This is a genomic window from Desulfobulbus alkaliphilus (genome assembly GCF_016918545.1).
Taxonomy (GTDB): domain Bacteria; phylum Desulfobacterota; class Desulfobulbia; order Desulfobulbales; family Desulfobulbaceae; genus Desulfobulbus; species Desulfobulbus alkaliphilus.
Window position 1 is genome coordinate 1 of record NZ_JAFFQC010000036.1, and the last position, 17,345, is coordinate 17,345.

The following is a 17,345-nucleotide window of genomic DNA, read 5'->3' on the forward strand; positions in this document are numbered from 1 at the left end:
CAGCTGTGTATAAGAGACAGGACCCATGTCCGGCGGAACAACCGCCGTAACCGACCCGCCGCCGACCCGTCAACACGAATGCCGGCATCACGCCAATGCTGGAAGCTGTCGCCGTATCCTGCATATTCATCACCGACATTGAGGCCACCGAGAAAAGCGGTGATCCCATCGATAACCACCATTTTGCGATGGTTACGGCTATCGAGCAGCCTAAGGCGGGAGAAGGTCGGTTGATTGAAGGACAGGCAATGGACACCGTTATTCCGGAGTTGTTGAAAATATTCGTCCGGTGTCTCAAAACAGCCGATGAAATCATAGATCAGGACCACCTGCACACCGCGCGCGGCGGCCTCCATCAGTGAACGGGCAAAGCTGGTGCCGGTGGCATCATTTCTGATGATGTAGTATTCAGCGCAGATCGTGCTCCGGGCCTCGGCCATTGCCTGAAAAAGCGCTGGAAAAAAATCGCCGCCATGTCGCAGCAGAACAACCCTGTTGTCGGGAAAATGAACGTTTGCCCCTCCCTTTTCCCGGGAACGGGCCAGGAGACGGAGAACCCGTCGAACCGTTTTGTTTTTCCTGCGGGGAGGAGATTTGAACGTAGACCATCGAGGTGCCCCGTTCAACGGCTGATCCGTGTGGCCTTTTTCTCCGGTTCTTAGGGTCTGTTGGTACATTTGACCTGACATGCACATAAAAATAGTGAATAATAGCAGCTGAATCCTAACGGCTGGACTCCTGTTTTGGATATACCCTGCTGTAATCAGATTGTTATTGCAACGGAATCCTTGCAATAACCGGCACCAGCCGTTTTTCGGGGCATTCATCCGCTCACTGATCCAGGAATAAAGAACCATACAATTTTCCGGAGGACTTGCCATGGAAAATGAACCCCGCCACAATGAATTGATGCATCAATATGAACTGCCCCTGGAGGGGAAGATGGCCTTGCTCAAGTATGTGGAACGCAAGGATGGTGCCCTGGTCTTCACCCACACCTTTGTCCCCCCTGAACTTCGCGGCCGCGACCTGGCGGCCAGACTGACCAGGTACGCCCTGGAAGACCTTCGCCGTCGAGGGAAAAAAGTTGTCCCGCAATGTTCGTATGCTGTGAAGTTTCTCGAGCGCAACAAGGAGTACGCCGACCTGGCTGCCTGATCCTGAATCCGTGACGGCAGGACTCTTGTGTGGGATATATTCTTGTTGCACTGAGGTTATACATGCGGTGGATTTTCTTATAATGTGCCGTTACCCGCCGCCTTTCAAAGCGTCCGCTCGCGCGTCAACTCCATTGGCCGTACCCGTCCGATACAGTCGACTTTCATCGAACGGTCACAGACATTAAAGCTGACGCACGGACGAACGCTCAGGGATCCAGGTTCATGACATCTTGAAGTATGTCCGACTTTAACCTGAAAGCAAAAGGCTGGGACACCGATCCCGTTAAAATCGACCGGGCCCGGGCAGTTGCCCGGGGTATCCGGGCCATTCTCCCGCGGCAACCTGGTCAGTCAGCCCTCGAGTACGGTTGTGGCACGGGTCTGCTCAGTTTCGCCCTCCAGCCGTTCCCCGGTTTCATCACCCTGGCCGACAGTTCCGCCGGCATGCACCAGGTATTGGCGGATAAAATCAAGGCCGCTGGTGTCGGCAACATGCTCCCGCTGCGCCTTGACCTGACCACTGATGCTGTTCCTGCAAGGCGTTTTTCCCTGCTCTACACGCTGATGACCCTCCATCACATCATTGATACCGAAAAGATCCTGGGTCAATTCCATGAACTGCTCTACCCAGGCGGCATCCTCTGCGTGGCTGATCTTGACCGGGAAGACGGGACCTTTCATGGGCCGGGCTTCAAGGGTCACCCAGGCTTTGACCGTCACGAACTGGCCGAAAAAACCATGGCTGCCGGATTTGCTCCACCAGCCTTTTCCACCGTCTTCAATCTGACCCGGGAAACAGGGAAAGTCAAAAAACACTATCCACTTTTCCTGATGACGACAGTTCGACCGCCTTCCCATTGACCTTGCAGGGCAACGAATTCCCACTCAAAACCCGCCAACGGCAAGCCCTTCTCCCCCTTCCTGTTCATGTATTAAATCATTCTTTTTCCCGTGATCAATGCTATACTTTGCTTGAATAGGCTATGGACAAACCGAGCCGGATGAACAATCAGAGTTTGCATGGAGGACTGTCATGACGGAAATGAAGCACGACCTTCCGCGACAGCAACAAAAAAAAATCGGACCATTGCTGATGACCATCCTCCTGCTGGTCGCGGTTATCCCGCTGCCCGCTACTGCAGCCGGCTTCAGAATCACCAATCAGTCGCTTGGCGCCGTGGGCTTATCGGGAGCACGGACCGCCTACACTCCCGGACCGGATGCCAGCTACTATAATCCAGCCAACATGCATTTTTCTGCTGATCAATGGCAGGTGGAAACCAGCCTGACCATGCTCGATCTGCCCACCATCACCTACCGGGACCACCGCTCCCCTCTGCTCGACGCTTCTTCCGAAAGCGAGCGTTTTTTCATGCCCCTTGTCCATGCGGTGTCCCCTGCCCACGGAGCCCTGCGCTTCGGTTTCTCCCTCACCTACCCGTACGGATTGGCCAAGAAATGGCAGCAGCCCCTGCCCCGGGCCAGCGCGCAACGCTTCTCGCTCTTCGTGGTGGAAGCCAATCCCTCGGTGGCCTTTGCCCCTCTGCCCTGGTTGAGTCTTGGCGGCGGTGTCCGGGTCGTCCATGGCCGGGGGGAGGTGGACACCGAGGTCCTCAACCCGCCCTTTGATCAGCTGGCTCCCCTGACCTCGCTCAGCCGCTCCTCCGACGGCACCGATACCCGACCGGGGTATAACCTGGCCATGACCATTCAGCCGCATGATCGCCTGGCTGTTGCCGCAACCTTCCGTTCCGAAATCAATCTCGACCTTGAAGGGACCAGTACACTCCGCGCCCAGGCGGGATCAATACCCCTGGCCACCTATTCCGGGCCGGGAAGCGTCGGCATTACCCTGCCGGCGGTCCTCAGTCTGGCCGCCGCCTGTACTTTTGACCGTCTCACCGTGGAATTGGGCTGGGACCGGACCTTCTGGTCCTCGTTCACCACCCTTGACTTCACCTATGAGGAGAATTTTCTTGGCACCGTTTTTGACGGTTTCGACCGTCCTGTGCCCAAAAACTGGCAGGACAGCGACGCCTACCGCTTGGGCCTTACCTATGCCTGGGATCATCGCTGGACCTCAACCCTGGGTTTTGCCTACGATCGCACCCCGGTGCCGGCGGCCACCCTCGGTTTTGAACTGCCTGATGCCGATGCCCTGATCTACAGCGCCGGCATCCGCTACCGGTATTCCCCCGGCCTCGAACTGGGGCTTTCCTACATGTACCACTATACCAAAAGCCGTTCCGTCACCAACAACAGCACTGCCGGGCTCCCGGGCATTGACGGAACCTTCACCGACGGGGGGGCGCATGCCCTGACCCTCGGCCTGGTGACCACCTTTTAACAGCCTGTGTTTCCTGGTCTCCCTGCCATACCTTGGGTGATCCAGGGCAACGCCACCACCATGCAAGGAATCCGGCATGAATCAAGCTCCCAAGACCACATCACCGCCGCGTGATGATATCCACCCCACGGAAAGCTCCCTGCTGGACCAGGTACTGCCCCTGGCCACTATCCGTTCCTTCAGCGCCGGGGAACCGATCCTTGCCCCGGGAGCACCGACCAGTACCTTTTACTACCTGCAGGACGGTGCCGTGGAAGTCAGCTATACCGACCCCTCGGACACCCGCATCACCGTGGCCCTGATCGGTGCCGGGGAATTTTTCGGTGAAATCGGTTTTTTTGACGGAGAATCAAGAGTTCGCGACATTCAGGCGGTCAGCCCCTGCCGCATTGGCATCTTCGATACCCGGGTCATGGAGACCATGCGCGGGGATCACCCGGACCTTTTCATGGATTTCATCCTCTTTCTCACCCGCAAAATCTGCGGCAAATTCCGCCGCATTGCCGGTGAACGCGAACCCATCGCCGGATACGCCCAATCACTGTCCAGTCGTCTTGCCAGTCGCTACGCCGAATCAAAACCCCTGCCGGCGCCTCTGGTTCGCTCCACTCGCTGGCATGAGATCAGCAGCCGCATGGAGATGTTCAAGTCAGAACTGTTCAACCTCTCCCATCACCTGCAGAAAGCCGAGGCCGAAGGACGGTCAGCGCCGGACAGTGAAGCCCGTTGCCATGGTGTGCTCAACGAACTCAACACCTCACTAGGACAATTCGCGGCGGTCATGCAGGGCAGTGGTTATGAAGAGGTGATGTGGGGGTATATCTTCAAGGAGATCTTCCCCTATTTCATGCGCAGCCGCTTTGCCGAACGGGCCTATTACAAACCCAAGGGGTATGCTGGTGATTTTCTCATGATGGAGCATATCTATGCCAATGTACCCGCGGGAGAAGGGAAGCTCGGCGAGATTGTTGACGATTTCTGCCTGCGTCGCCCTGGTTCCCTGGCCATCCGCGGACGACGGCTGCTGCTCAAAAATGAACTGTTGCGCCTCAGCAGCGACATCGCCGGTCGCGGTACCGTGACCCGCATCATGAATCTGGCCTGCGGCCCCAACCGGGAACTGTTCGATTTCCTGGCGGAATGCGAGTACAGCGAATATGTTGAAGCGCTCTGCGTCGATATCGACAGCGAGGCGCTGCGGTACACCAATCAGCATGTCAATATTTTCCCCCATCGAGCCTCAATCCGGCTGATGAGCGAAAATGTCATCAAATGGGCTCTGGGGCGGGTACGCCACCACATCGAACCGCTCGATATCATCTATTCCGCTGGCCTCTGTGACTATCTCGACCCCCGACTGTTTCGTGCCCTGATCAGCCAATGCCACCGCCACCTCAAACCCGGCGGCACCCTGCTGCTGGGCAACTTCGCTTTTTACCCGGATTCGCTCTTTCTCGATAAACTGCTCAAGTGGGAACTGATCTACCGCTCGGCCGATGATTTACGGGAACTGTTCGCCGCCACCCCCTTTGGTGATCAGGTGGAGATCATCGCCGAGCCGGAACAGGTCAACCTTTTTGCCGTGGCAGTCAAGGAGTGAAACATGGATTCGGCCCCGGAAGAAGTGACCACCCGTCAGGCCGGAGAACTGGAAGACCTGTTTTTTCAGCGGACCAGAATCTGCCTGTGGCTGGGCATTGTCTTTTTTTCGCTCTTTGCCCTGCTTGATTTTATCTGCTGCCGGCCGCATTTTTCATATTTCTTTTTCCTGCGGTTCTGCTTTGTTCTGCTGCTGTTTGCCCTGATCCTGCTTTTGACCTTGCCCCAGGTTCGAGGTCAGACCCGGGCTGTCATGTACAGCGCCATGCTCCTCGGCGCTCTGATCATTTCATTGATGACGATCCAACTGGGTGGCTTTGCCTCCGGGTACTATGTCGGTATCCTGCTGATGATCGCCGGCGGATTTTCCGTTCTACCCCTTGATGTCCGTCAGGCGCTGCTGCTTGGCGGTGCCATGTATCTGGTGTATGTGCTGACCGTGTATCTCGGCTCCCGACCCCTCGACGATCAGGCGCTGGTCCATGGCGTCACCAACAGCTTTTTCTTTTTCATCATCGTCATTGTCACCGCAATCCAATGCTTTGACGATCTCCATATCCAGAAACAGTCCCTGCGGGCGCAGAAAGGCCTGCGGGCGCTCAACGATGAACTTAAACACTACACCGGCAACCTGGAAGCAATGATCCGCAGGCGCATGGAACTCCTCGAGGAATCGGATCTCAGGTTCCACGATCTGTACAACAATATCCTGGACATGGTGGTGCAGATCGACCGGACCGGCCGCATCGGGATGATCAACCGTCATGGAGCCGCGTTTCTGGACAGCACTCCGGATGAGTTGCAGGGCCGATCACTGACCGATTTTCTCCTCCCCGGGGAACAAGATCATCTGGTTCCAAATCTCCTTGACACCTTGTCCAGCGGCAACCCCATCCGAGGTCTGCAGATGCGCATGCTCAGCCGACAAAACCGGATCATGGAGGTGGAATTGAGCGGCAACCGGGTCGACACTCCCGAGAGCGAAATACAGTTCCAACTGGTTGTCCGTGATATCACCGCCACCAAGGAGATTGAACGACGGGTCCTGGAATCGAGCCAACTTATCGATACTTCACGCCAGGCCGCAATTTTCGGCCTGGCACGTCTGGCGGAATGCCGCGATGACGACACCGGCACCCATCTGATGCGCATCAGGGAGTACACCCGGATTCTTGCCGTGGAACTGGCGCGGAATATCGAGTTTGCCGAAATTGTCACCGCCACGTTTATCGAGGATCTCTGCCTGTCCTCCGTTCTCCACGACATCGGCAAGGTCGGCATTCCTGATACCATCCTGCTGAAACCCAATCAACTCAGCCCAGCGGAATTCAAGACCATGATGCGGCACTGCGAATACGGCAGCATGGCCCTCTCCGCGGCGGAAAAAGATTCGGCAAGCCTCTCTTTTCTTCGCATGGGCCAGGAGATCACCCTTTTTCATCATGAACGTTGGGACGGCCAGGGCTACCCCCATGGCCTGGCCGGCACGCAGATACCACTCTCCGCACGGATCGTTACGCTGGCCGATGTGTATGATGCCCTGACGTCCAACCGGCCCTATAAACCCGCCTTCAGCCACCAACAGGCCCGGGAGATTCTCATCAGGGAAAGCGGCATCCGGTTCGACCCCGCCATTGTCAACGCTTTTCTCGCCCGGGAAGAGGATTTTCAGGCCGCTCGGGACAAGCTGCAGGCCTCTTATCACCCTGGCAACCCTCCCTCATCCTAACCATGGCCGCTTTCGACCACTTCGAGGCCGAATCACGGCAACTTCACCAGCGCCGGGTGTCCATCATGCTTCTGGTGAGCATGGGGGTGATGTTCCTCTTCACCCTCCTCGATTACCTGCTGGTTCCAGAACATTTCAGCCAGTTTTTCCGCTATCGTCTTTTTGCGTTTGGCTGTACCGGTCTACTGCTGGTGGCCAACTATCGCGATCACGATCAACGCCGGGCCTGGGTGATCGGTTTTGCCGGTTATCTCTGTATCGGCACCGTGATGTTACTGGTAATCCACCAGTTAGGTCCAGCCAGCTCACCCTATTATGTTGGCCTGATTGTTGTCATCACCATGTATACTGCCCTGATTCCCTTAACCGCCGGTCAGGCTCTGTTCAGCGGTCTCAGTCTGGTGAGCCTCTATCTGCTTGTCGTCATTTTCACGGAAACACTCGATCAATTCCAATTGATCAACCTGTTCAGTCATCTTTTTTTCATGATCTGCTTCGTTGTTATTGCCGCCATCCAGAGCTGGGCCGACACCACGGCACGGAAACACGAACATCTGTTGCGAAGCAAACAACAGGCTGTCGCATCAGCCCTGGCCCGCCAGGCTGAACACCTGGAAAGCGAAGTACAACGACGCGCCGAGGCTCTGAAAGCATCGGAAAACAAATACCGCCTGCTCTATGAAGCGATTGCCGACGATGTTGTCCTTGTTACCCGGCAGGGCGACATCCTCCAGGCCAATACATCCTATTGGCGGCATTTTCATGACACCCATTTTCCGCCACGGAGCTCCTCCTTTTTCGATACGGTCCGCCCAGAGGATCGAGAGCAGGTGCAGGCAGCGCTTCTCGACGTTGTCGCCCGGGGAAATACCGTGTCTTCCTGGCAATGGACCCTGGTTTCCGCCGCGGGAACACCAGTGGAAGTGGAAATCAGTGGTGCGCTGCTGGCACGGACCGGCAAGGCACCGATACTGCAACTGCTCCTCCGGGATATCAGCATCCGCCGCAGGCTTGAAAACACCTTGATCACCTCGCTGCAGAGATGTCGAAAAATGGAAAATGCCGCGATTCTAGCCTTGGCCAAACTCTCGGAATACCGCGATGTCACCCCCGGTCATCACCTGGAAAGAATCCGTGAATATTGCCGTCTCATTGCCGTTGAGCTCTCCCGGCACGATCAGTTCCGCAGCCTGATCAGTCCGGAATTTTTACAAAACCTCTACCAGGGCTCCATTCTCCATGACATCGGCAAGGTCGGGGTTACCGATGCCATTCTTGGCAAAGCAACTCCCTTGACGGCCGACGAAAAAGAAAGGCTTCGCCAGCATACCCGGATAGGCGGCGACATGATCAAAGCCATGGAACAGGAAGCAAGAGGAAGCAGTTTTCTGTCAATAGCCAAAAATATTGCGTATTATCACCATGAACGATGGGACGGCAGCGGCTATCCCCATGGATTGTGCGGTGAAGAAATTCCGCTGGAGGCTCGGATCATGGCTGTAGCCGACAGCTATGAAGCATACACCGCTGCCATGGATGCTGCGCGCAACCTTTCCCACCAGGAGGCGGTGGAACGTATTGAGGCGTGTGCGGGCCGGCACTTCGATCCAGCCGTGGTGGCCGCTTTTGTCCGTCGCCGGATGGACTTTGACTGGATTCGCGGTAATCTCCTGGAAAGAGTGCCCTAGAGACCCGTTCGCTTAAGGGTCCCCTGAATCCGTGACGGCTGGCCTGTTGTTTTGGATATATCGAGCTGTAATCAGAATGTCATTACACCGGAATCCTTGATAATAACCTTCACCAGCCGCCCTGCGGGACGAATGCTCACGGATCCAGGGCAAAGCCAAAAACAACAAAGCTGATCCAGAACGAACGTTCATGGAACCAGGTTTTGGGCAAGGAAAAGCAGATGAAAGTTAAGGGCCACCGTGTCATATTTCCCTTGCTGTTCACAGGTAAATACACTAAAAACACACAGAATCAATCGAAAAGCGCATGCCGGGCAACACTGGATCACGCTTGTGTGCGCGTTCCCGAAAACCTGAAATCGGATAGCACATTTCCTGACGGAGGAGTGGACCATGAAAACAAATAAAATGCGGACCCCGCTGATCATATCAGCAGCCGTACTCCTTGTTTTTTCCCTGCTTGCGTATTTTACCAGCGCCACACCAGAAGGGGGCTTTTTCAGTTCTGTGGGTCTGATCATCATCGGCATATTCCGCTTCATTCAATGGACTATTGCCATGATCATTGGTCTGACCATCAGCATTGCCGTACTCATTGGTGTTTTTCTGCTGTGCGTGGCTATCGCCAACCGACAAAAGGCAGCGGAGATGTACCAGAACATTAAACGATCGGTAATGGACCTGTTGGCACCGGCTCTCTGCTCCCTGGCAGCCCTGAGAGGGAAAGAAGCTCCTTGCGCCGCTGCTGAACCGGTGGAGAAGCTCGTCCCGGCGACTGGCCAGGAGGTTTCCGCGGACATACCCCCTGCTACCGCATCGGAAGCTGAACCTGTTGCCGCGACGGTTGCCTCACCCGTTGATCTGGCGGAGGAAATCAAAACCATCGCTGAAGTTCAGCAGCAACTGACCCAGCAGATCAACACCCTCAATGCTCAACTCACGGCCATGGAAGAGAAAAGCACCACCTTTGCCACCGCCGGCCAGGTGGATGCCATTACCGGAGAAATAACCGCCTCGAACAAGTCTCTTGGAGCAGTCCAGGAAAGTGTGACCACCATTGAAGGCAGAATCAGCGAGACTGTCCAGAAGATGCAGGCGCTTTCAACCGACAAGCTTCTTGGTGACCTCCCCGCACGGTTGCAGAAACTCGAACAGGACCAGGTGCCGGAATTTGACCCCAAACCCCTCAACGATGCGCTTGCAGCCCTGCAGAAGAAGACAGGCTCCATAGAAGACAAAATCACCAAAACTGCTCAGCAGATGGAGACACTCTCCAGGGAGACCCTGCTTGGCGATCTTCCCGCCCGGCTGGAAACACTGGAACAGGCTAAGCCGGTTTTTGATCCACAGCCCCTGAACGAGTCTCTCACCAACCTCAGCACCAAGGTGGCTGGCCTGGAGGAAAAAAGTGCCACTTTTATCGCCGCCGAACAACTGGAGACCCTCAGTGGAGAATTGACCGCTTCTGCCCAGTCCCTGGCTGCCGTGCAGGAAAGCGTCACCGCACTTGAGGCAACACTCACCGATACCACCGCAACTTTGCGCAACGAACTGGAAGAGCTGAAGAAAAAGCCGGCACCCGCACCCAGAGCCAAGACAACGGCAAAAACAAGCTCCAGAGCCAAAAAGAAAACCTGACAGGCACCTTCCCAGCCTGCAGAAGTGGCTCTGCGGACCCAAGCGCGCAAGCCGTCCAGCCTTTGGCTGGGCGGCTTTTTTTTGTGACCATCTGCATCCGTGATGGCTTGACTTTGTTCTTGGGCTTTATTTTGCTGCCTTCAGTCTGAATCGCCTGAATCCGTGCGAGTTCAACGGGGCAGCAGTTCCTTGAAGTATTCGATGGAAGGAAAGTGGCAGGAATACCGCACCCGCTGCCGACTGCTGGGCCGGGCGACAAAGAGAAGATGGGCCATACCGTACGCCTGAGCGGAAAAAAGGACCTGCTCGGTGTCATCGACCAGCAAGGTGCGGGTTTTATCGAATTGCAGCATCCCTTCAAGCCGCTCCCAGAAAAGCGGTTCCTCCTTGGCCATACCCACTTCACCGGCACAGATAATCCGGTCGAACCAGGGGCCAAGAGCTGTTTTTTCCAGTTTGATCGCCAGGGTACCGGTATGGGCGTTGGTGACCAGATGGAGCTTTTTTCCAGCCCGCAGACAATGTTCGAGAAACTCTATGACATAAGGATGAACCCCGATGAGATGATGAATGCGCAGTTTCAGTTCCTGCAGGTCGAGGTTGAGCTGTCGTGACCAGAAATTCAAATCCGCCCAGTCCAGGGTCTCCTTGACCTGATGGTAACGGGCCAGCAATTGGCTCTTGGCCTCGTCCACGGAAATATCATGGAGCAGGCTGTAATGCTCCGGCAGGTACTGTTCCCAGAAGTAATCATCAAAATGTTTATCGAGAAGGGTGCCGTCCATGTCCAGGAGGACCGTATCAATCGCCTCCCAGGGTATGTCCGGAAAAATTTTATCACAGGGTGCGAGCTGTTCGCTGATCATGCATTGCCTCCTTGCAACGTATGCATCAAGTCGCCAAGAGCAGCAAAAAGTTCTCCCCTGGCGAAAGGCACCACCAGGCGATGGTCGGGAGTAAGACGGGCAGGCTGAAGCAAAGGGTTTTTTCGAGTCGGTTTCCGTTCAAGAAGAGCCCGTACTCGTTGCGGTTCAATCGGCGCATCAGGAATAAATGAAACAATCAAATTGTCCACGCCCTGTTCCAATTTACTGATGCCCAGTACGCGGCATTCCTGTTTCAATCTGATAATGGTCAGCAGGTTCTCTGCCTCTCTGGGGAGAGGGCCATACCGGTCAATCAATTCCTCGGTGAGTTCAGCCAGATCCTCTGCGGTCCCGTTACCGGTGGTGGCGATGCGCCGATAGGCTTGATATCGCTGACTGGTCTCGGCAATATAGCTGTCAGGCAGGAAGGCGGGCAGCCTTATTTTGATCTCCGGATCGAGATCCGTCATAGCGGCAGAGGACTCGCTGCCATTGGCTGCCTGTTGTTTCAATTCCGCCACGGTGGTCTGCAGCAGCTCCAGGTAGAGATCATAGCCCACCGAGGCGATATGCCCCGACTGGGAGACCCCAAGCAGATTGCCACCGCCACGGATCTGCAGATCATTCATCGCCAGTTTGAAACCGCCCCCCAGCTCGGAACAGTCCATCAACGCACGCAGCCGCTGCTGAGCATCTCCGGTCAGATGGTCCAATGAGGGGACCAGCAGATAGGCGTACGCCTGGCGGGAGGATCGCCCTACCCTGCCCCGTAACTGATAGATATCGGCCAGACCAAGATGGTCGGCACGGTTGATGATGATGGTGTTGGCGTTGGGAATGTCGAGGCCGGACTCAATGATGGTGGTGCAGACCAAAATATCCAGCTCATGGTTGATAAAACGGACCATGATATCCTCGAGCTGGGGTCCGGGCATCTGGCCATGGGCCACACCGATCCGGGCCTGGGGGATGAGGGCGGCCACTGTATCGGCGATGCGATGAATGGATTTCACCCGGTTGTGGACAAAGAAGAGCTGGCCTTTTCGTTCCATTTCGCGCAGGACAGCCTCACGGATCACCAACTGGTCATAGCGGGCCAGGAAGGTCTTGACTGAACGCCGCTCCCGGGGTGGAGAAGAGATCACCGAGAGATCACGAATTCCCAATAAAGACATCTGCAGCGTCCGGGGAATGGGGGTGGCGGTCAAGGTCAGGACATCCACGGTCGCTTTCAGCTTTTTAAGCTTCTCTTTATGCGCCACCCCGAATCGGTGTTCTTCGTCAACAATCAGCAGACCGAGTTTATGAAAGTGGACATCCTTGGAAAGGAGACGATGGGTGCCGACCACCAGATCGATCCTGCCGGCGGCCAGGTCTGCGACCATTTTTTTTTGCTGGCTGGAGGATCTGAAGCGGTTGAGGGAGGCAATGGTAACGGGGAATGTGGCAAACCGATCCCGGAAGGTTGCGGCATGCTGCTCGGCCAAGACCGTGGTCGGCACAAGAATAGCGACCTGGAACCCATCTTCAATGGCCTTGAAGGCGGCCCGGGCGGCAACCTCGGTTTTACCGTAGCCCACATCACCACAGATAAGCCGATCCATGGGTTGGTCACGGGTGAGGTCGTCGAGGACCTCATCAATGGCTTTGGCCTGGCCAACGGTTTCGTCATAGGGAAACGACTCCTCCAGCCGACGGTACAGATCACCCGGCGGCGAAAACCGATGACCATGCTGCATAGCCCGGCGAGCGTAGGTATCCAGCAGCTCCTGAGCAATCTTCCACACCGCCTCCTTGACCTTTTTCTTGGCGGTTTGCCAACGCTGGGAGCCAAGGCTGTCGAGTTTCGGGGCCTGATCGGTGAGCCCCTGGTAACGGCTGACCCAGTGGAGACGATCCACCGGGACATACAGTTTATCGTCGCCCCGATAGGTGATCAGCATAAAGTCGCTTTGCTGACCGGATATGTCCATATTGACCAGTCGCTGAAAAATGCCGACCCCATGATCTCGGTGCACCACCACATCCCCGGGGTTCAGCTGGTCGATTTCGACGGGCTGGCCCTCCGGACGGACACGTTTTCGCCGTCGGCTGCTCCCCAGCCTTTTCTCCCCGAAGAGTTCCAGGGCGGAAAGAAAATGGCTTTTTTCCTCGAGCAGATCAAATCCTTTTGACAGGGGGTGAGCAAAACAATGGACCTGGTCCGGATCAAGGCGAGCCTCGGGATCACAGGGGGGATGATGTAGAGCGGCACGTATCTGGTAGTGAGCGAGCATGTCCCGCAGATGCTCGGCCTGTCGACCGGATCGACAAGCGAGCACGATGCTCTCTCCCTCCTGTTGCCATGTCTGGATGCGATCGGCCAGGGGTGCCAGCAGACCGCGTTTTCTGCGCTCCAGTTCTATTTCCTGGGCCAACAGACTGTGGTCGCCGATTGAGACTGTCAGGGCGGGGGCGGGACAATCAGGATCAGGAAGGCTGCAAAAACGGGCCAGCAGGGAGGAATCGAGCAGCTCTTCGAATTCGTTCTCGGTGACAAACAGATCATCCGGCGGCAAGCTCACAGCTCGTAGAGCCGTTGCTTCCGCATAATTGGCGGCAATTCGATCGCGAACCAGCCGCATTCGCTGCCGGATAGCCAGGGGATCGTCGAGGATCAACGACGATCCGGGAGGAAGAAAGTGAAAAAGGGACTGGAGCTGTTGCCTGCCGCCGTACAGCAGGGGCAGCAGGAACTCCATGCCGGGAAATCGTTGGCCGGAGGCGAATCGTTCGCGAAGAGTGCGGTACTCGTTTGGCAACCATTGCAACTGGTCAGCGACAGCATCCAACCCGGTCAGCATGGCTGCGTACTCGTCGGCATCGGGAAAAAGCAAATCAGACACCGGCAAGAGGATAGCTTCTTCCAACTGCTGGCGGGAACGCTGGGAAATGGGATCAAAGAGCCGGATCGACTCCACCGTATCTCCAAAAAAATCCAGGCGAAGAGGCCCGGCTTTTTCACTGTCCAGTGAGGGGGGATAGACATCGATGATGCCGCCCCGTACGGCCAGGTCGCCTTCCTGCCGAACCAGGTCGCAGGGCTGGTAACCGGAGGCGATCAGCGTGGCCACCAGTTGTTCCCGGTCGATTTCCTCACCGGCAATAACCAATTCACAATGGCGGTTAAGGACCCGGAGCGGCAGAATCCTGCGCAGGACAGCCTCCGCGGAGGTCAGAATCAGAAAGGGCTCGCTGCTGCCCTGTAATTGATACAAGGTGGCCAGACGGGTGCAGACAGTGGCCGGATCCGGAGACAGAGGGGTGTAGGGCGGGATCTCGTAGCTGGGATAGAGCAGGACCCGAACCTCGGAAAAAAAAGCGATGTCCTGAGCCAGACGTTCCAGCTGATCATCTGAGGGGACCAGGCAACAGAGCGTACGCCCCAACGACGCCACCGCCCTGGCTAACAGGAGGGCGGTGGATGCATCATTAAGGCCGAATATATCGGGAGGCGGACTGTTTTCACGCAGCCGCGCAAGAATCGACTGCATGTCGTAGGGTCTTCATGACTGGAAAGGAAAAAGGAGCAGGACGTGCGGCTTAGAAAGTGCCGCCCATGCTGAAATCCCAGGTGGACTGTTCTTCACCCTCTTGACGATCGAGATTGTAACCCCATGCCAGTCTGAGGGGACCAAGGGGAGAAAGCCAGAGGACACCGAACCCGGCGGAGTGTTTATACTCACTGAAATCCCAACTGTCTTCCGGTGCATAAACGTTACCGAGATCAGTAAATATTTCCCCATCCATGCCCAGATTTTTCAGGAGTGGAAAGATAATGGACACAGTACCGTTCCACATTTTATCACCACCGATCTTCTCCCCGGTTTCAGGGTCCACGGGACTGATCGAAAAGGTCTTGAATCCACGGATGGTGTTCATGCCACCCAGATAAAAATTCTCGTAGACCGGCAGTTTGCCGTCTTCATTCTCAAAGACCCGACCGGCAGCCCCCCGGACATGAAAGACCGTGCTCCAGACCAGCGGAAAATACCAGGAGGAGGATCCTTCCAGTTTGGTGAACTGGGCGTCACCGCCAAGGGGACCGCCGGCATAATTGACGCTGATCCGACTGCGCGACCCAGTGGTCGGAGAAAAAATTCTGTCCCGGGTATCCCGAATAAGACCCAATTCGGCCGCACTGGTCAGATTGATATCCTTGGAACGGAGGATGACGGAAGAGGCATTTTCAGCGATATCGGTCAGGTTGGTATCGGAAAGCGTATATCCGTACACAATACGCCAGGCTTCGAAGAGCGGGTGGCCAATTCGCAGAGCACCGCCGGTGGAGTCTTTGGTGTAATCGTCGTATTCACGTTCCCAGTTGAACAGATCGATGCTGCCTGAGACCTGTGAATCATAGAGCCGTGGGTTGGTAAAGGTCAGGTTGTAGCGAGTACTCTGGCTGCTGAGATTGGCCGACAGCGATAACCTGTTCCCTGTGCCGAAAAGATTATCCTCGGAAATCTGCCCCATAAAAAGAAGATTTTCAGAAGAGGACCAGCCGGCACCAATACTGAACTGACCGGTCGGTTGTTCCTTGACCTCGACCACTACATCCATCAACTCTTCATTCATGGTCGGCCGGGGGATGATATTGACCTCTTCAAAAAACCGAAGCCGATTGAGTCGCTGGGTGGAGGTGCGAATGGCCCTCGAATCGAACAGTCCTCCTTCCTGCATCTTGAGATCACGGCGGATGACATTATCGCGGGTACGGGTATTGCCCTGGATATCGATCCGGTTGAAATACACCAGGGAGCCTTTGTCGACCATGAGGACGATATCCACTCGATTACCGGTGGCTGCCCGGTTGATTCTCGGGAAAATTTCCGCAAAAGCGTATCCCTTTTCGGCGTAGAGGTCGGTGAGGCGGGTGATGTCGTCCCGCAGGACCTGTCGGTTGAGAAACTCCTCCCTACGGATCTCGAGCAGGGCTATCAGTTCTTCCTGACTGCGAATGAGATCGCCCTGAATCTCAACCGTGCCGACCCGGTAGCGGGGCCCTTCTTCAATGGGAAAGGTGATGAAAAGGGCATCATCCCTCTGCTCGACGATGGGGCTGCCCACCCTGGCCTCAATGAAGCCCTGATTATGGTAATAGGCTCCGATCCGATCCGCATCCTGGCGGAGCACATCCATTTTCAGGACACCGGAGGCGGTCAGCCACGAGATCCACCAACGGTGCGTTCCGGTCTGGATAACGCCTCGCAGCGTACTGTCGGAAACACTGGCATTGCCCTGGAAGGTTATGGCCTCGATGGTGATCTTTTTTCCTTCATCGAGCACGAGGCGTACTTCGGCACCGGTCCCCTCGGGGTAACTGATGACTGTATTGACCTCGGTATTGTAATACCCCTTGGACCGGTACAGCTCCCGGACCCTTTCCGCGGCTTCGTTGATCCTGGCCGGGTTGAGAATGGAGTTGACAGGGATGTTGGCGGCATCGCGGACATCCTGCTCTTTGATGCTCTGAGCGCCGGTAATGACAACACTGCCGATGAGCGGTTTCTCACTGATCCGGAAAATAATCCTTTTGCCTCTGTCGGTGTCCAAGGCTTCTATCTCGACATTATCGAAATAGCCCATGGCAAAAACCGCGCGCAGATCCTCCCGCAGCAAAGCCGGATCGTAGAGGTCACCGGGCTTGGTGGAAATCCTCTGGAGAATAGCGCCGGAATCAATGCGCACATTGCCTTCTGGCACGATGGAGGCAACGGTAAAGCGGCGATTGGAAAAGGTCAGCATGGCTGCCACGATTTCCTCGGTTATCCGTCCCAGTTCCTCCAGCGATTCGGCTTCCCGAAATGCCGAATACGGGACCGTCGGGGCCAGCATATCATAGACTGCGCAGTCAAGACTGATGAGGTTGCCCAGTCGGGTGAGACTGCCAACAACAACATAGTTGACTCCGGCACGTTCGGCGATGGTTTCGAGGACAGGGACCGGCGGCGGCCACACGTCTTCATATTGGATCAGTTGCTCAGCCTCGCCGCGGGAAAGCATACGCTGTCCCTTGGCGGCCGTTTCCCTTTCCAGAATCCTGTCAGCGGTGGCAGCTAAGGCAGCGGCGTCGGGGGCGTTGACCCTGAACGGCAGAAAAACCGTATTGGCTTCCAGAGCCCGGGAGACGCCGGGGAAAAGGAGCAGGGTGACAACTCCTGCAAGAACGCACACCAGCATTGGAAAAATCAGGGTTCTCCGCCAGATGTTTACGATCGACCGCATGGGATGATTCCTGTTGTTGGATGTTTCACCGGCAGGATGCAAGGATGCGTC

The 17,345-nt window shown here is 56.0% G+C and carries 11 protein-coding genes; 7 read left to right on the top strand and 4 right to left on the bottom strand.

Annotated features, from left to right (window positions below):
- A partial coding sequence (locus tag JWG43_RS14935; RefSeq protein WP_240193622.1) for a phospholipase D-like domain-containing protein occupies window positions 1-677 on the bottom strand: 677 nt, incomplete at its 3' end.
- A 202-nt stretch (window positions 678-879) separates the two neighbouring features.
- Between JWG43_RS14935 and JWG43_RS14940 the strand changes: the two genes are divergently transcribed.
- The 7 genes from JWG43_RS14940 to JWG43_RS14970 all read left to right on the top strand — a co-directional run bounded on the left by JWG43_RS14940 (window position 880) and on the right by JWG43_RS14970 (window position 10,161).
- Window positions 880-1,158, top strand: a complete 279-nt coding sequence (locus JWG43_RS14940) for a GNAT family N-acetyltransferase (protein WP_205243752.1) — start codon at window positions 880-882, stop codon at window positions 1,156-1,158.
- A gap of 239 nt (window positions 1,159-1,397) precedes the next feature.
- Window positions 1,398-2,021 carry a class I SAM-dependent methyltransferase gene (locus JWG43_RS14945; protein ID WP_205243753.1) on the top strand — a complete coding sequence of 208 codons (624 nt, stop codon included), beginning with the start codon at window positions 1,398-1,400 and terminating at the stop codon, window positions 2,019-2,021.
- Window positions 2,022-2,193: 172 nt separating this feature from the next.
- Complete coding sequence (locus JWG43_RS14950; protein ID WP_205243754.1) at window positions 2,194-3,507, top strand: OmpP1/FadL family transporter; 1,314 nt, start codon at window positions 2,194-2,196, stop codon at window positions 3,505-3,507.
- 76 nt (window positions 3,508-3,583) lie between these two features.
- Window positions 3,584-5,107: a cyclic nucleotide-binding domain-containing protein gene (locus tag JWG43_RS14955; protein WP_205243755.1), complete on the top strand. Its 1,524-nt coding sequence runs from the start codon at window positions 3,584-3,586 to the stop codon at window positions 5,105-5,107.
- 3 nt (window positions 5,108-5,110) lie between these two features.
- Entirely contained in the window at window positions 5,111-6,835 is a 1,725-nt protein-coding gene (locus JWG43_RS14960; RefSeq protein WP_205243756.1) for an HD domain-containing phosphohydrolase, read from the top strand.
- 2 nt (window positions 6,836-6,837) lie between these two features.
- Complete coding sequence (locus tag JWG43_RS14965; protein ID WP_205243757.1) at window positions 6,838-8,523, top strand: HD domain-containing phosphohydrolase; 1,686 nt, start codon at window positions 6,838-6,840, stop codon at window positions 8,521-8,523.
- Window positions 8,524-8,916: 393 nt separating this feature from the next.
- Window positions 8,917-10,161 (top strand): AAA family ATPase, encoded by a 1,245-nt coding sequence (locus tag JWG43_RS14970; protein ID WP_205243758.1) that lies wholly within the window; start codon window positions 8,917-8,919, stop codon window positions 10,159-10,161.
- A 170-nt stretch (window positions 10,162-10,331) separates the two neighbouring features.
- On the opposite strand, the gene JWG43_RS14975 is transcribed toward JWG43_RS14970, so the two are convergent.
- Genes JWG43_RS14975 through bamA form a run of 3 tightly spaced genes read right to left on the bottom strand, consistent with a single transcriptional unit; the run spans window position 10,332 to window position 17,294 of the window.
- Window positions 10,332-11,027: an HAD family hydrolase gene (locus JWG43_RS14975; protein WP_205243759.1), complete on the bottom strand. Its 696-nt coding sequence runs from the start codon at window positions 11,025-11,027 to the stop codon at window positions 10,332-10,334.
- Complete coding sequence (gene mfd, locus JWG43_RS14980; protein WP_205243760.1) at window positions 11,024-14,560, bottom strand: transcription-repair coupling factor; 3,537 nt, start codon at window positions 14,558-14,560, stop codon at window positions 11,024-11,026. The genes JWG43_RS14975 and mfd overlap by 4 nt, the downstream gene beginning before the upstream one ends.
- Before the next feature lie 49 nt (window positions 14,561-14,609).
- Window positions 14,610-17,294 carry an outer membrane protein assembly factor BamA gene (bamA, locus tag JWG43_RS14985; RefSeq protein WP_240193623.1) on the bottom strand — a complete coding sequence of 895 codons (2,685 nt, stop codon included), beginning with the start codon at window positions 17,292-17,294 and terminating at the stop codon, window positions 14,610-14,612.
- Between the last annotated feature and the right edge of the window lie 51 nt (window positions 17,295-17,345).

Excerpts from the sequence above, each read along its gene's own strand:
- JWG43_RS14945 (WP_205243753.1), top strand. The coding sequence starts at position 1,398 with ATGTCCGACTTTAACCTGAAAGCAAAAGGCTGGGACACCGATCCCGTT.
- JWG43_RS14965 (WP_205243757.1), top strand. The coding sequence starts at position 6,838 with ATGGCCGCTTTCGACCACTTCGAGGCCGAATCACGGCAACTTCACCAG.
- JWG43_RS14955 (WP_205243755.1), top strand. The coding sequence starts at position 3,584 with ATGAATCAAGCTCCCAAGACCACATCACCGCCGCGTGATGATATCCAC.
- JWG43_RS14940 (WP_205243752.1), top strand. The coding sequence starts at position 880 with ATGGAAAATGAACCCCGCCACAATGAATTGATGCATCAATATGAACTG.
- mfd (WP_205243760.1), bottom strand. The coding sequence starts at position 14,560 with ATGCAGTCGATTCTTGCGCGGCTGCGTGAAAACAGTCCGCCTCCCGAT.
- JWG43_RS14960 (WP_205243756.1), top strand. The coding sequence starts at position 5,111 with ATGGATTCGGCCCCGGAAGAAGTGACCACCCGTCAGGCCGGAGAACTG.
- JWG43_RS14975 (WP_205243759.1), bottom strand. The coding sequence starts at position 11,027 with ATGATCAGCGAACAGCTCGCACCCTGTGATAAAATTTTTCCGGACATA.
- bamA (WP_240193623.1), bottom strand. The coding sequence starts at position 17,294 with ATGCGGTCGATCGTAAACATCTGGCGGAGAACCCTGATTTTTCCAATG.
- JWG43_RS14950 (WP_205243754.1), top strand. The coding sequence starts at position 2,194 with ATGACGGAAATGAAGCACGACCTTCCGCGACAGCAACAAAAAAAAATC.
- JWG43_RS14970 (WP_205243758.1), top strand. The coding sequence starts at position 8,917 with ATGAAAACAAATAAAATGCGGACCCCGCTGATCATATCAGCAGCCGTA.